The organism is Sphingomonas adhaesiva, from assembly GCF_002374855.1.
GTDB lineage: Bacteria > Pseudomonadota > Alphaproteobacteria > Sphingomonadales > Sphingomonadaceae > Sphingomonas > Sphingomonas adhaesiva.
The window spans coordinates 86,474-99,656 of the sequence record NZ_NWVC01000008.1; the positions used below are offsets into that span (position 1 = coordinate 86,474).

The 13,183-nt window shown below is 66.9% G+C and carries 25 protein-coding genes; 1 reads left to right on the plus strand and 24 read right to left on the minus strand.

The features are described 5' to 3' along the window. Positions 1–179: 179 nt before the first annotated feature. Positions 180–413: a hypothetical protein gene (locus COA07_RS14635; RefSeq protein ID WP_066706313.1), complete on the minus strand. Its 234-nt coding sequence runs from the start codon at positions 411–413 to the stop codon at positions 180–182. Positions 414–649: 236 nt separating this feature from the next. Between COA07_RS14635 and COA07_RS14640 the strand changes: the two genes are divergently transcribed. After that, entirely contained in the window at positions 650–907 is a 258-nt protein-coding gene (locus COA07_RS14640; RefSeq protein ID WP_066706310.1) for a hypothetical protein, read from the plus strand. Here COA07_RS14640 and COA07_RS14645 read toward each other — a convergent pair. The 23 genes from COA07_RS14645 to rpsJ all read right to left on the minus strand — a co-directional run bounded on the left by COA07_RS14645 (position 870) and on the right by rpsJ (position 13,151). Continuing rightward, positions 870–1,517: an adenylate kinase gene (locus COA07_RS14645; RefSeq protein ID WP_066706307.1), complete on the minus strand. Its 648-nt coding sequence runs from the start codon at positions 1,515–1,517 to the stop codon at positions 870–872. The two genes, COA07_RS14640 and COA07_RS14645, sit on opposite strands and share 38 nt — an antisense overlap. Before the next feature lie 38 nt (positions 1,518–1,555). Continuing rightward, on the minus strand, positions 1,556–2,902 hold the full coding sequence (gene secY / locus COA07_RS14650; RefSeq protein ID WP_066706304.1) for a preprotein translocase subunit SecY: 1,347 nt from the start codon (positions 2,900–2,902) through the stop codon (positions 1,556–1,558). A gap of 150 nt (positions 2,903–3,052) precedes the next feature. Beyond that, a complete protein-coding gene (gene rplO / locus COA07_RS14655) occupies positions 3,053–3,574 on the minus strand; it encodes a 50S ribosomal protein L15 (protein WP_066706301.1) in 522 nt (173 codons plus the stop codon). 98 nt (positions 3,575–3,672) lie between these two features. Continuing rightward, positions 3,673–3,852 (minus strand): 50S ribosomal protein L30, encoded by a 180-nt coding sequence (gene rpmD, locus COA07_RS14660; RefSeq protein ID WP_066490049.1) that lies wholly within the window; start codon positions 3,850–3,852, stop codon positions 3,673–3,675. A 6-nt stretch (positions 3,853–3,858) separates the two neighbouring features. Continuing rightward, positions 3,859–4,626 carry a 30S ribosomal protein S5 gene (gene rpsE / locus COA07_RS14665; protein ID WP_083956651.1) on the minus strand — a complete coding sequence of 256 codons (768 nt, stop codon included), beginning with the start codon at positions 4,624–4,626 and terminating at the stop codon, positions 3,859–3,861. A gap of 3 nt (positions 4,627–4,629) precedes the next feature. Next, positions 4,630–4,980, minus strand: coding sequence for a 50S ribosomal protein L18 (gene rplR, locus COA07_RS14670; protein ID WP_066490048.1), 351 nt, complete (start codon positions 4,978–4,980; stop codon positions 4,630–4,632). Further along, on the minus strand, positions 4,977–5,510 hold the full coding sequence (rplF, locus tag COA07_RS14675; RefSeq protein ID WP_066706298.1) for a 50S ribosomal protein L6: 534 nt from the start codon (positions 5,508–5,510) through the stop codon (positions 4,977–4,979). The genes rplR and rplF overlap by 4 nt, the downstream gene beginning before the upstream one ends. Further along, entirely contained in the window at positions 5,510–5,905 is a 396-nt protein-coding gene (rpsH, locus tag COA07_RS14680) for a 30S ribosomal protein S8 (protein WP_028966610.1), read from the minus strand. The genes rplF and rpsH overlap by 1 nt, the downstream gene beginning before the upstream one ends. Positions 5,906–5,914: 9 nt before the next feature. Further along, positions 5,915–6,220, minus strand: coding sequence for a 30S ribosomal protein S14 (gene rpsN / locus COA07_RS14685; RefSeq protein ID WP_066490044.1), 306 nt, complete (start codon positions 6,218–6,220; stop codon positions 5,915–5,917). A gap of 18 nt (positions 6,221–6,238) precedes the next feature. Continuing rightward, positions 6,239–6,829, minus strand: a complete 591-nt coding sequence (gene rplE / locus COA07_RS14690; RefSeq protein WP_066490042.1) for a 50S ribosomal protein L5 — start codon at positions 6,827–6,829, stop codon at positions 6,239–6,241. Next, positions 6,822–7,139, minus strand: a complete 318-nt coding sequence (rplX, locus tag COA07_RS14695; RefSeq protein WP_066706295.1) for a 50S ribosomal protein L24 — start codon at positions 7,137–7,139, stop codon at positions 6,822–6,824. Before rplX ends, rplE begins: the two co-directional genes overlap by 8 nt. Next, a complete protein-coding gene (gene rplN, locus COA07_RS14700) occupies positions 7,139–7,507 on the minus strand; it encodes a 50S ribosomal protein L14 (protein ID WP_022687056.1) in 369 nt (122 codons plus the stop codon). Before rplN ends, rplX begins: the two co-directional genes overlap by 1 nt. A gap of 223 nt (positions 7,508–7,730) precedes the next feature. Continuing rightward, positions 7,731–8,003 (minus strand): 30S ribosomal protein S17, encoded by a 273-nt coding sequence (gene rpsQ, locus COA07_RS14705; RefSeq protein WP_066490034.1) that lies wholly within the window; start codon positions 8,001–8,003, stop codon positions 7,731–7,733. 14 nt (positions 8,004–8,017) lie between these two features. Next, on the minus strand, positions 8,018–8,218 hold the full coding sequence (rpmC, locus tag COA07_RS14710) for a 50S ribosomal protein L29 (RefSeq protein WP_066706292.1): 201 nt from the start codon (positions 8,216–8,218) through the stop codon (positions 8,018–8,020). After that, entirely contained in the window at positions 8,218–8,652 is a 435-nt protein-coding gene (rplP, locus tag COA07_RS14715; RefSeq protein WP_066706290.1) for a 50S ribosomal protein L16, read from the minus strand. The genes rpmC and rplP overlap by 1 nt, the downstream gene beginning before the upstream one ends. A 12-nt stretch (positions 8,653–8,664) precedes the next feature. After that, positions 8,665–9,372 (minus strand): 30S ribosomal protein S3, encoded by a 708-nt coding sequence (gene rpsC, locus COA07_RS14720; protein WP_066490031.1) that lies wholly within the window; start codon positions 9,370–9,372, stop codon positions 8,665–8,667. Continuing rightward, the gene (gene rplV / locus COA07_RS14725; protein WP_066490029.1) at positions 9,372–9,749 is read right to left on the minus strand and encodes a 50S ribosomal protein L22; all 378 of its coding nucleotides are present in this window, start codon (positions 9,747–9,749) and stop codon (positions 9,372–9,374) included. The genes rpsC and rplV overlap by 1 nt, the downstream gene beginning before the upstream one ends. After that, entirely contained in the window at positions 9,749–10,024 is a 276-nt protein-coding gene (rpsS, locus tag COA07_RS14730; RefSeq protein WP_066490027.1) for a 30S ribosomal protein S19, read from the minus strand. The genes rplV and rpsS overlap by 1 nt, the downstream gene beginning before the upstream one ends. After that, positions 10,024–10,857, minus strand: coding sequence for a 50S ribosomal protein L2 (rplB, locus tag COA07_RS14735; protein ID WP_066490023.1), 834 nt, complete (start codon positions 10,855–10,857; stop codon positions 10,024–10,026). The genes rpsS and rplB overlap by 1 nt, the downstream gene beginning before the upstream one ends. Before the next feature lies 1 nt (position 10,858). Continuing rightward, positions 10,859–11,173, minus strand: a complete 315-nt coding sequence (locus COA07_RS14740) for a 50S ribosomal protein L23 (protein WP_066490022.1) — start codon at positions 11,171–11,173, stop codon at positions 10,859–10,861. Continuing rightward, the gene (gene rplD, locus COA07_RS14745) at positions 11,166–11,780 is read right to left on the minus strand and encodes a 50S ribosomal protein L4 (protein WP_066490020.1); all 615 of its coding nucleotides are present in this window, start codon (positions 11,778–11,780) and stop codon (positions 11,166–11,168) included. The genes COA07_RS14740 and rplD overlap by 8 nt, the downstream gene beginning before the upstream one ends. Before the next feature lie 3 nt (positions 11,781–11,783). Next, positions 11,784–12,518 carry a 50S ribosomal protein L3 gene (gene rplC / locus COA07_RS14750; protein ID WP_066490019.1) on the minus strand — a complete coding sequence of 245 codons (735 nt, stop codon included), beginning with the start codon at positions 12,516–12,518 and terminating at the stop codon, positions 11,784–11,786. Positions 12,519–12,842: 324 nt separating this feature from the next. After that, on the minus strand, positions 12,843–13,151 hold the full coding sequence (rpsJ, locus tag COA07_RS14755) for a 30S ribosomal protein S10 (protein WP_007406109.1): 309 nt from the start codon (positions 13,149–13,151) through the stop codon (positions 12,843–12,845). Positions 13,152–13,183 lie beyond the last annotated feature (32 nt).

Genomic DNA, 13,183 nt, shown 5'->3' on the forward strand with positions numbered 1-13,183 from the left:
CGCTTCCGCCCCCTTGCCCGATTCGCCACCTGCGAAACGCAGGAAACGCGGCGCCCGCACAATTGCGTCGCCGGTAAACGAGAGGTTGGAAGTCGGGGCGGATAAGGGCGCGCGAACGCCCTGTCAAGCAACGGGTTCCATCCGGGGCCCGGTTCCGCCCGCCGGACCAAGGAACGAGCTTACGCGGCGGGAGGCACCCGATGCCGCATCCCCACCCACTTCCTGAGCGCCACCACGAACCACGCCAGTTCCACCAGCCCGAACGGCCATGCCCCCTGGAGGAAGCCATAGGCCGATCCCATCAGGCAACCGATCGCGAACAGCAGCGTCCAGAACGGTGCCCGGTCCTCCATCATATAGCACAGCAGCATGAAGCTGACGGCGAACAGCCCGAAGGCGGTCACGGCGTCCATCGCGATTCTCCCGGTAAGGATGCCGCCATAACCGAAAAGCCGGCGGAGGGGATGCCCTCCGCCGGCTCTCTCCCAACCGGCCCGGCACCACCGGGAGTGCAGGTGACGGGCGGGCTGACGCAATCGCCTTGCGTAGGCACCTTCTAACCGCGCAAAGCGCACCGCGGCGTGGCGCGACGATGAACTTTCGGTCATGTTGGCCGCGACCGGCACGGCCGACCCATCAGGAAGATACGATGACCTACCCCGCCCATCCCGCCACGATGCTGGCCGAGCCGCAGCGCGCCTATGCCTCGATCGAGACGCCGATCTTCGGCGCGCGTGCCGGGCTGGCGCTGACGCCTGCGGGGCTGCTGGCGATCGGGGGAATGGTGACGATGATCCTGGCGGGCAGCGCCGCGATCGTGGCGGCGACGCGACTCGCGCCCCCGCCCCCGCCCCCGCCTGCCCCGGATGTCAGCGCGCGTCGAGGATCGCGGCGATCGCGCGGGTGACCGCGTCGATATCGGCCATGCCGTCGACGCGGTGGACCAGCCCGCGCGCTTCGTAGATCGGAATGATCGGCGCGGTCTTGGCACGATATTCGGCCATGCGCGTGCGCACCGTCTCCTCATTGTCGTCGGGGCGGCGCTTGAACTCGGTCGAGCCGCATGCGTCGCACACGCCCGCGACCTTCGGCTGCTTGAACGTGTCGTGATAGCCCGCACCGCAATTGGCGCAGGTGAACCGGCCGACGATCCGCTCGACCAGCGCATCCTCGTCCACCGCCAGCTCGATCACATGGTCGAGCTGCTGGCCGCGCTCCGACAGCAGGCCGTCGAGCGATTCGGCCTGTGCGGCGGTGCGGGGGTAGCCGTCGAAGATCGCGCCGGTGCCGGTGCCGGCGTCGAGCCGCTCGCCGATCAGCGCGGAAACGATCGAATCGGACACCAGCCCGCCGGCATCCATGATCGCCTTGGCCTCGATGCCGACGGGCGTGCCCGCCTTCACCGCGGCGCGCAGCATGTCACCGGTGGACAGCTGCGTCATGCCGCGATCCTCCACCAGCCGCTGCGCCTGCGTGCCCTTGCCCGCGCCCGGCGGCCCCAGAAGGATGATGTTCACGAAACCTGTTCCTCCCTCTCGCGTCTCGCAACCCCGCGTCAGCGGCGCCGCGCGCCCTTCAGCTTGGCCTTCTTGATGAGGTCGCCATACTGGTGCGCCAGCAGGTGCGACTGGATCTGCGTCACCGTGTCCATGGTCACGTTCACGACGATGAGCAAGCTGGTTCCGCCCAGATAGAAGGGGATCGACAGCGCCGACACCAGATATTCCGGCACCACGCAGATGAACGTCAGGTACGCCGCACCGATCACGGTGATGCGGGTCAGCACGTAGTCGAAATACGTCTCGGTGTTCTTGCCCGGGCGGATGCCGGGGATGAACCCGCCGTACCGCTTCAGGTTCTCCGCCGTCTCCTCCGGGTTGAACACCACCGCGGTGTAGAAGAAGGAGAAGAAGATGATGCCCGCGGCATACAGCGCCATGTAGATCGGCGAGCCGTGCTGCAGATACTGGTTCAGCGTGATGATGATGTCGCCGAAGCGGCTTTCGCCCGACACGCGGTTGCCGGCGAACTGGGTGATCGTCAGCGGCAGCAGCAGCAGCGACGAGGCGAAGATCGGCGGGATCACGCCCGCGGTATTGATCTTCAGCGGCAGGTGGCTGCGATCGGCCTGCATCCCGCGCTGCGTCTGGCGCTTGGGATACTGGATCAGGATGCGGCGCTGCGCGCGCTCCATGAAGCAGATCAGCAGGATCAACCCGACCACCACCAGGATGATCGCGATCAGCGTCACCGGGCTCATCGACCCCGAGCGACCGCCTTCCAGCAGGTTGAGCAGCGTCGTCGGCAGGTGCGCGACGATGCCGGCCATGATGATGAGGCTGATGCCGTTGCCGATGCCGCGGCTGGTGATCTGCTCACCCAGCCACATCAGGAACATCGTGCCCCCGATCAGCGAGATCACCGCACCGACGCGGAACAGCGTGCCCGGTTCGATCACCGCGCCGCCGGCCTCCAGCCCGCGCGCGATGAAGAAGCCCTGCACCGCGGTCAGCGCGACCGTGCCGTAGCGGGTGTACTGGTTGAGCTTCTTGCGGCCCGATTCGCCTTCCTTCTTGATCGCCGCCAGCTGCGGGCTGAGCGAGGTGGCCAGCTGCACCACGATCGAGGCGGTGATGTACGGCATCACCCCCAGCGCGATCAGCGACGCGCGCGACAGCGACCCGCCCGAGAAGGTGTTGAAGAAATCGAGCACGCCGCCCTTCATCCGCTCGGCGAGCAGGTTGAGCTGCGTCGGGTCGATCCCCGGCAGCGGCACATAGCTGAGCAGGCGGAAGACGATCAGCGCGCCGATCGTGAACCACAGTCGCTTCTTGAGGTCGGTCGCCTGCGAGAATTTCGCGAGGCTGATGCTCTGCGCCATCTGGTCGGCTGCGGATGCCATCGTGCGGGTATATCCTGGAAACGAAGAACGGCGGGATGCGTTGTCACGCCCCCGCCGCCCATATAGGCGCCGCAGCGCCCATGTCTAATGGTCCGGCGACGAAGCGCGGTCCGATGCGGCGCACGGCCGCGCCGGACCGGGCGCGTTCGCTCAGCCCTGCTTCTTCGCCGCCTGCGCGGTGCGGTGCTTGGCCTTGGCCTTGTCCGCGGCCGCAACGACCTCGATCACCGACACCGAACCGCCGGCCTTTTCGATCGCCTCACGCGCACCGGCCGACACGCCGGCGACGGTGAACGCCAGCTTCGCCGAGAAGCTGCCCTTGCCCAGGATGCGCACGCCGTCCTTGCCACCGCGCGCCAGGCCGGCCGCCTTCAGCGCCGCATGGTCGATGTCGGTCGCGGTCAGCTTGCCCGCGTCGATCGCCTTCTGGATCGAACCCAGGTTCACCTCGGCATAATCCTTGGCGAAGATGTTGTTGAAGCCACGCTTCGGCAGCCGCATGTGCAGCGGCATCTGGCCACCTTCGAAGCCGGCGATGGACACGCCCTCGCGGCTCTTCTGGCCCTTGACGCCGCGCCCGCCGGTCTTGCCCTTGCCCGAGCCGATGCCGCGGCCGACGCGGATCTTCCGGTGGCGGGCGCCTTCGTTGTCGCGGAGTTCGTTGAGCTTCATGATATGCACTCGCTTTCGCTTTTGTCGCGCTGATGGAAAAAGGAAGGGGGCCGCTTAGCCCCCCTCCCCGTATTTGTCACCGGTGAAACGGCGAAGGCTCAGCCCTCGACCACCTCGACCATGTGCTGCACCTTGCGGATCATGCCACGCACCTCGGGGGTGTCGTTCAGCTCCGCGACCCGGTGCATCTTGTTGAGGCCCAGGCCGATCAGCGTCGCGCGCTGATCCTTGGTGCGGCGGATCGGCGAGCCGGTCTGCTTGACTTTGATCGTAGCCATTGTCGCTTACTCCACCACGGCCGCGGCTTCCGCCTCGGCACTGGCTGCGTCGGCGCCGTGGGCGCGGCCCAGCAGGTCGGCGATCTTCTTGCCGCGACGCTGTGCCACCGCCTTCGGCGAGGTCTGGCTGCCCAGCGCCTCGAACGTCGCACGGATCATGTTGTACGGGTTCGACGTACCGACCGACTTGGTCACGACGTCGTGCACGCCCAGGCTTTCGAAGACGGCGCGCATCGGGCCGCCCGCGATGATGCCGGTGCCCTGCGGCGCCGAACGGACCGTGACGCGACCGGCACCGAAGTGGCCGTTGCCGTCATGGTGCAGCGTGCGGCCTTCCTTCAGCGGAACGCGCATCATCTTCTTCTTCGCAGCGGCGGTCGCCTTCGAGATCGCCTCCGGCACCTCGCGCGCCTTGCCGTGGCCGAAGCCGACGCGGCCCTTGCCGTCGCCCACGACGACCAGCGCCGCGAAGCCGAAGCGCTTGCCGCCCTTCACCGTCTTGGACACGCGGTTGATGTGGACGAGCTTCTCGATCAGCTCCTCGCCACCGTCCTCGGTGCGGTTGCGGTCATCGCGACGACCACCGCCGCGGCCGTCACGACCACCGCGCCCGCCACCCGGACCACCACGGCCGCCACCCGGACCGCCACGGCCACGGCCGCCACGCGCACCGCGATCGCCGCCGCCCTGGTAACCGCCCGCGTTGCCGTCCTGCGGCGCCGCTGCGGCTTCGTTCTCCACAGCCTGCGGCTGCTGGTTGTTCTCGTCAGCCATGTCTTAGAACTCCAGTCCGGCTTCGCGCGCCGCCTCGGCCAGCGCCTTCACGCGGCCGTGGAACAGGAAGCCGCCACGGTCGAAAACGACCTGGGTGACGCCGGCGGCCTTGGCCGCCTCCGCCACGCGCTTGCCGACCTCGGTGGCTGCCGCGACGGTCGCGGTCTTACCGTCGTGGCCCGCCAGCGTCGAAGCCGACGCCAGGGTGCGGCCCTGCGCATCGTCGATGACCTGCGCATAGATGTGCTTGCCCGAGCGGTGCACGGACAGGCGCGGACGGGTGCCGGCACGCGCGCGCAGCGCGGTACGGTTGCGGCGACGCCGCTTCTCGAAAAGCGAAAGACCCTTGGTCACTTCTTCTTCCCTTCCTTACGGAAGATATACTCGCCGTCGTACTTGATGCCCTTGCCCTTGTACGGCTCCGGCTTGCGCCAGCGGCGGACTTCGGCGGCGAGCTGACCCACGCGCTGCTTGTCGGCACCGCTGATCTCGACGGTGGTGGCGTCCGGCGTCTTCACCTCAATGCCTTCCGGCACGTCGATGTTGACGTCGTGGCTGTAGCCGAGCTGCAGCTTCAGGGTCTTGCCCTGCGCCGCGGCACGATAACCGACACCGGTGATGAGCAGCTTCTTGGTGAAGCCCTCGGTCACGCCGGTGACCAGGTTCTGCACCAGCGTGCGCTGCATCCCCCAGAACGCGCGGGCGCGCTTGGTGTCGTTCGCCGGCTGCACGCCGATCGAGTCCGACTGGACGTCATAGGTGATGAGGTCCGACAGCGGCATCGACAGGGTGCCCTTGGGCCCCTTGACCGACAGCTCGTTGCCGTTGCGGGTCGCGGTGACGCCCGCCGGAATGGCGACCGCCTTCTTGCCGATACGGCTCATCAGAACACCTCCGCCAGCACTTCGCCGCCGACGTTCTGCTCGCGCGCTTCCGCATCGGAAAGCACGCCGCGCGGCGTCGAAACGATGGTGATGCCCAGGCCGTTCATGACGCGGGGCAGGTCCTGCGAGCCGCTGTAGATACGGCGGCCGGGCTTGGACACGCGCGCGACATGCTTGATCGCGGGCTGGCCCTCGAAATACTTCAGCTCGATGCGCACGCCGGCGGCGGGGCCCATCTGCTCCTCGGAATAACCGCGGATGTAGCCTTCGCGCTGCAGCACGTCGAGAACGCGGACGCGCAGCTTCGACGACGGCGAAAGGACGCTGTCCTTGCGCGCGCGCTGGCCGTTGCGGATGCGGGTGAGCAGGTCACCCAGGGGATCGGTCACTGCCATGTTACGTCCTTACCAGCTCGACTTGGTGAGACCCGGGATCAGGCCCTTGTTGGCCAGATCGCGCAGCATCACACGGGCAAGCCCGAACTTGCGGTAATACGCACGCGGACGACCGGTCAGCGCGCAGCGGTTGCGGATACGCGTCGGGTTCGCGTTGCGGGGCAGCTCGGCCATCTTCAGCCGCGCGATGAGACGCTCGGTCTCATCCAGGCTCTGGTCGTTGGCCTTCGCCTTCAGCGCGGCATACTTGCCGGCATATTGCTTCACGAGCTTCTTGCGACGCTCGTTCTTGTTCACGGAACTCAGTTTCGCCATGGACTTAAGCTCTCTTTGTTACGCAGCCTGACGCGGCTGCTCGTCGGCGGCCTCGTCCTGCGGGAACGGGAAGCCGAACAGCCGAAGCAGCTCGCGCGCTTCCTCGTCGGTCTTCGCCGTGGTGGTCACGATCACGTCCATGCCGCGCACCTTGTCGACGCGGTCATAGCTGATCTCCGGGAACACGATCTGCTCCTTGATGCCGCAGGCATAGTTGCCGCGACCGTCGAAGCTCTTCGGATTCAGCCCGCGGAAGTCGCGGACGCGCGGCAGCGCGATCGTGATGAAGCGGTCCAGGAACTCGTACATGCGCTCGCGACGCAGCGTCACCTTAACGCCGATCGGCATGCCTTCACGCAGCTTGAACTGCGCGATCGACTTCTTCGCCTTGGTGACGACGGGCTTCTGACCCGCGATCAGCTCCATCTCGGACGCGGCCTGGTCGACGCGCTTCTTGTCCTGGGTCGCCTCGCCGACGCCCATGTTGAGCACGATCTTCTCGATGCGCGGAATCTCGAGGACGTTCTTGTACCCGAACTTCTCGGTCATCGCCTTGACGATGCGATCGTCGTAGATCGCCTTCATGCGGGGCTTGTAGGCATCAGCCATCGATCTTCTCCCCGGTCTTGACGGCGACGCGGACCTTCTTGCCGTCCTGGGTCTCGAAACGCACGCGGGTCGGCTTGCCGTCCGCGGTGACATGCGCCACCTTCGAGATGTGCAGCGGCGCCTCGACGCGCTCCAGGCCGCCCTGCGGGTTCGCCTGGCTCGGCTTGCGGTGGCGGGTCGCGACGTTCACGCCCTCGACGACGACCTTGCCGTCCTTCGGCATGGCGAGCGTCACGGTGCCGGTCTTGCCCTTGTCCTTGCCGGACAGGACGACGACGCGGTCACCCTTCTTGATCTTCGCGGCGGCCATTACAGCACCTCCGGCGCAAGGCTGATGATCTTCATGTGCTTCTTGCCGCGCAGCTCGCGCACGACCGGGCCGAAGATACGGGTGCCGATCGGCTCCTCGTTCTTGTTGACCAGCACCGCGGCATTGCCGTCGAACCGGATCACCGACCCGTCCGCGCGGCGGATGTCCTTGGCGGTGCGCACGATCACCGCACGGTGGACGTCGCCCTTCTTCACGCGGCCACGCGGCTGCGCTTCCTTGACGCTGACGACGATGATGTCGCCCACGCCAGCGGTGCGGCGCTTCGACCCGCCCAGCACCTTGATGCACTGCACCCGCTTCGCGCCGCTGTTGTCAGCGACGTCGAGATTGGACTGCATCTGGATCATCGATCCGCTTCCTTCTCGCCTATGGGGTGGATACCGACCCAGCCCCGCCTAAAAAAACGACCCCCGGCAGCGGTCGAACCGCGCCAGGGGGAGCGGCCCTGTAGCCGCCCCGCGGGCAGAAGGCAATGCCCCCGCCCCGTCTTTCCGCCGCGCCGCTCGAATGGTCTCGGGCGCTGCCGCCGGACCCTGCCCGAAACGCCGTCAGCGGCGTGATCGCCGGCGCTTACGCGTCGACGTCGACCCGTTCCGGCGCGACGTGCGTGTTCACGCGCCCCACGACCTTCCAGGTCTTCAGCTTGGAGATCGGCGCGGTCTCTTCGATCCGCACGGTCTCGCCCGCCTTGTACTCGTTGCCCTCGTCATGGGCATGATACTTCTTCGAGCGGCGGATGATCTTGCCGTAGAGCGGGTGCTTCACCTTACGCTCGACGTTCACCACCACGGTCTTCTCGCCCTTGTCGGACACGACCAGCCCGGTCAGCACGCGCTTCGGCATGTGCTTAGGCTCCCTTAATTGCCGGACGCAGCGGTGCGCTGCGCCTGGATGGTCTTGATGCGGGCGATGTCCTTGCGGACCTCGCGCACGCGGCTCGGCTTCTCGAGCTGGCTGGTCGCCGCCTGGAAGCGCAGGTTGAACTGCTCGCGCTTCAGGTTGCCCAGCGCCTCGACCAGCTGGTCGTCGCTCTGGCCGTTGAAGTCAGTCTTGGCCATTACTCGCCTCCGAGGTGCGAGGTGTCGCCCAGGCGGGCAACGACCTTGGTCTTGATGGGCAGCTTCATCGCCGCGCGGCTGAACGCCTCGGCGGCCAGCGGGCCTTCGACGCCGTCCAGCTCGAACAGGATCCGGCCCGGCTTGACGCGCGCGGCCCAGAATTCGGGCGAACCCTTGCCCGAGCCCATGCGGACTTCGGCCGGCTTCGACGACACCGGCACGTCCGGGAACACGCGGATCCACAGACGCCCCTGGCGCTTGATGTGACGGGTGATCGCGCGGCGGGCCGCCTCGATCTGGCGAGCGGTGATACGCTCCGGCTCCATGGCCTTCAGGCCGTAGGAACCGAAGTTCAGCGTGGTGCCGCCCTTGGCGTCGCCATGGATGCGACCCTTGAACGCCTTGCGGAACTTGGTGCGCTTCGGTTGCAGCATTGCCTTTAATCCTTAGCGACGGTCATCGCGCGCCGGGCGCACGCCGGAGGTCTGGGCCTCCATCATGAGACGGTCGGTCGCGAACGGGTCGTGGCCGAGGATCTCGCCCTTGAACACCCACACCTTCACGCCGCAGACGCCATAGGCGGTGTGCGCCTCGGCCTCGGCATAGTCGATGTTCGCTCGCAGCGTGTGCAGCGGCACGCGGCCTTCGCGATAGCTTTCCGAACGCGCGATTTCCGCGCCGCCCAGACGGCCACCGCAATACACCTTGATGCCGTCGGCACCCAGGCGCATCGCCGACTGCACCGCACGCTTCATCGCGCGGCGGAACGCGATACGGCGCTCCAGCTGGTCGGCGATACCCTGCGCGACGAGCTTGGCGTCGACTTCCGGCTTGCGGATCTCGACGATGTTCAGCGACACGTCCGAGCTGGTCATCGCGCCGAGCGTCTTGCGCAGCTTCTCGATGTCCGAGCCCTTCTTGCCGATGATGACACCGGGGCGCGCGGCGTAGATCGAGATGCGGCACAGCTTGGCCGGACGCTCGATCACCACCTTGGAGATCGCCGCCTGCGGCAGCGTTTTCACGATGTACTGGCGGATCTTCAGATCCTCCAGCAGCAGCTTCTTATAGTCCGCGCCCTCGGCGAACCAGCGGCTGTCCCAGGTGCGGTTGATCTGCAGGCGCAGACCGATGGGGTTGCTCTTGTGACCCATTAGGCTTCTTCCTGCTCGCGCACGACGATCCGCAGCCGCGAGAACGGCTTCAGGATGCGGGTGGACTTGCCGCGGCCGCGGGTGGCGAACCGCTTCATGGTGATCGACTTGCCGACCGACGCCTCGGCGACGACGAGCGCGTCGACGTCGAGGTTGTGGTTGTTCTCGGCATTGGCGATCGCGGAGGCGAGCACCTTGCGCGCATCGACCGCCATCGCCTTCTTCGAGAAGGCCAGGATGTTCATCGCATCGGCCGCCGAACGACCGCGGATGAGACCCGCGACGAGGTTCAGCTTCTGCGCGGAACCGCGGATCTGCGTGCCGACCGACAGGGCTTCCTTGTCGCCGACCTTGCGGGGGGACTGAGGCTTGCTCATCAGCGCTTGCCCTTCTTGTCAGCCGCGTGACCCGGGAAATAGCGGGTCGGCGCGAACTCGCCGAGCTTCATGCCGACCATGTCCTCGTTGACGGAGACGGGCACGAACTTGCGGCCATTGTACACGGTGAACGTCAGGCCGACGAACGACGGCAGGATGGTGGAGCGGCGCGACCAGGTCTTGATCGGCGCACGGCCACCGGCGTCCTGCGCGGCTTCGGCCTTCTTGAGCAGGCTCAGTTCGACGAACGGGCCTTTCCAGACGGAACGAGCCATTACTTCTTCCTCGCGTGGCGGCTACGGATGATCATCTTGTCCGTAGACTTGTTGTGGCGCGTGCGCGCACCCTTGGTCGGCTTGCCCCACGGCGTCACCGGATGGCGACCGCCCGAGGTCCGGCCTTCACCACCGCCGTGCGGGTGGTCGACCGGGTTCTTCGCCACGCCGCGCGTCAGCGGGCGCTTGCCCATCCAGCGCGAACGACCGGCCTTGCCGAGGTTCTGGTTCTGGTTGTCCGGGTTGGACACGGCACCGACGGTGGCCATGCAATCCGCGCGGATGTAGCGCTGCTCGCCCGAGTTCAGGCGGACCATCACCATGCCGCGGTCACGCCCGACGACCTGCACATAGGTGCCGGCCGAACGCGCGATCTGACCGCCCTTGCCCGGCTTCATCTCCACGTTGTGGACGATGGTGCCGACGGGGACCTGACCGATCTCCATCGCGTTGCCCGGCTTGGTGTCCGCCTTCTTGGCCGCGATCACCTTGTCGCCCGGCGCGAGCCGCTGCGGCGCGATGATATAGGCCTGCTCGCCGTCCGGATACGACACCAGCGCGATGAACGCGGTGCGGTTCGGATCGTACTCCAGCCGCTCGACGGTGCCCTCGACGTCCCACTTGCGACGCTTGAAGTCGACGTAGCGGTACTTCTGCTTGTGGCCGCCCGCGATGCCGCGGCTGGTCACATGGCCCTTGTTGTTGCGGCCGCCGGTCTTGTTCTTGCCCTCGGTCAGCGCCTTGACGGGCTTGCCCTTCCAGAGCGCCGACTTGTCGACCAGGATCAGCCCGCGCTGCGCCGGCGACGTCGGGTTATAATGCTTGAGTGCCATCTTACTTGGCCCCCTCGGTGACGTCGATCGACTGGCCTTCGGCCAGGGTGACGATCGCCTTCTTCATGTCGGAACGCTGATAGGGCGCACCCTTCCAACGCTTGGTCTTGCCCTTCTGGACGATCGTGTTGACGCCGGTCACGGACACGCCGAACAGCGCCTCCACGGCAGCCTTGATCTCGGGCTTGGTCGCCTTGTTGGCGACCTTGAAGACCACCGCGTTCTGCTCGGAGAGCAGGGTCGCCTTCTCGGTGATGTGCGGCGCGACAATCACGTCATAGTGACGGTTGTCGATCGCCTTCGTCGGCTTAGCCATTGAAGCGCGCCTCCAGCTTCTCGACCGCGGCGCGCGTCAGCACCAGCGTATCAGCCTTGATGATGTCGTAGACGTTCGCGCCCACGGCCGGCAGCAGGTCCACGCCCGGCAGGTTGCGGCCGGCGCGGAAGCCCTCGGCCGCCTCGCCGTCGATGACCAGCGTGCGCTTGCCCGTGTTCAGCGTCGCGAAATGGCCCTTCAGCTCCTTGGTCTTGGCGACCTCGAAACCTTCCAGGACGATCAGCGAGCCGGCCTTGGCATGGCTGCTGAGCGCCATCTTCAGGCCCAGCGCGCGAACCTTCTTGTTCAGCGACGGGTTGAAATCGCGGACGCGGGCGCCGTGCGCCTTGCCGCCGCCGATGAAGACGGGAGCGCGACGATCGCCGTGACGGGCGACGCCGCCGCCCTTCTGGCGACCCAGCTTCTTGCCCGAACGGGCGACGTCCGCACGCTCACGCGTGCCGCGCGCGGTGGCGCGACGCTTCTCGAGCTGCCAGGTCACGACGCGATGCAGGATGTCGGCGCGCGGCTCGAGGCCGAAGACCTCGTCGTTGAGCTCGATATCCGCTCCGGCGGTGCCGGCGAAGGAAGAAACCTTGACCTTCACTGCTTAGCCCTCCTGGCTCTCGGCGGCTTCCGGGGCAGGCTCGGAAACGGAATTGTTGTTGGCCGCCGACTTGATCGACGCCGGGAACGGCGCGCTGTCGTGGCGCGGATGCTTGACGGCGTCCTTGACGAACAGCCAGCCACCCTTCGAGCCGGGCACCGAGCCCTTCACGAAGATCAGGCCGCGCTCGACGTCGGTGCCGACGATCTCGAGGTTCTGCTGCGTGCGGTTCTTGTCGCCCATGTGGCCGGCCATCTTCTTGTTCTTGAAGACGCGACCCGGATCCTGGCGGTTACCCGTCGAACCGTGCGAACGGTGGCTGACCGACACGCCGTGCGTGGCGCGCAGACCGCCGAAGTTCCAGCGCTTCATCGCGCCGGCAAAGCCCTTACCCTGGGTACGGCCCTGGATGTCGACCAGCTGGCCGGCAACGTAGTGATCGGCCGACAGCTCCGCGCCGACGTCGAGGAGGTTGTCCTCGCTCACGCGGAATTCGTGGACGATCGCCTTCGGCTCCACTTCGGCCTTGCCGAAATGGCCGCGCTGCGGCTTGGCGACGTTCTTGGCCTTGGCGACACCGGCGCCAAGCTGGACGGCGGTATAGCCGTCACGGTCTTTCTCGCGGCGGGCGACGACCTGAAGCGCCTCGATCTGCAGGACGGTGACCGGCACATGGCGGCCGTCGTCCTGGAACAGGCGGGTCATCCCCATCTTCTTCGCGATCACGCCAGTACGCATGACCTCGTGCTCCTTGACAGAGGCACCCACGGGCCCATCCCATGGGTGCTTGTGACCGGCGGCGTTCACCACCGATCGCGTCAGCCCGGAAATGCGAAGCGTGCCCCCGTCCCGGGCTGGGCGCCCCTCCCCTAAGGGACGGGCAGACGGGAGACGCTGTCCCGGCACCCGGAAAGGCGCCGGCGGTATCTCATCATGTCGTCATGCCAGCGGATACCGGCATCTCATGGAGGCGGCGTGCCGCCCTCCCCACAAAGATCCCGGCTTTCGCCGGGATGACGCGAGGAGGAGGATAAGACTCACCCCTCGCGAGAAGCGCCGCGCTTACGCCAGCTTGATCTCGACGTCAACACCGGCCGCCAGGTCGAGCTTCATCAGCGCGTCGACCGTCTGCGGGGTCGGCTGCACGATGTCGAGCATCCGCTTGTAGGTGCGGACCTCGAACTGCTCGCGGCTCTTCTTGTCGATGTGCGGGCCGCGGTTGACCGTGAACTTCTCGATGCGGGTCGGCAGCGGGATCGGGCCGCGGATGAGCGCGCCGGTGCGACGCGCGGTGTCGGCGATGTCGCCCGTCGCCTGGTCGAGCACGCGATGGTCGAACGCCTTCAGGCGGATGCGGATGTTGCTGTCCATATTCCCTACCGATGACTGCGTCACGACCCCGG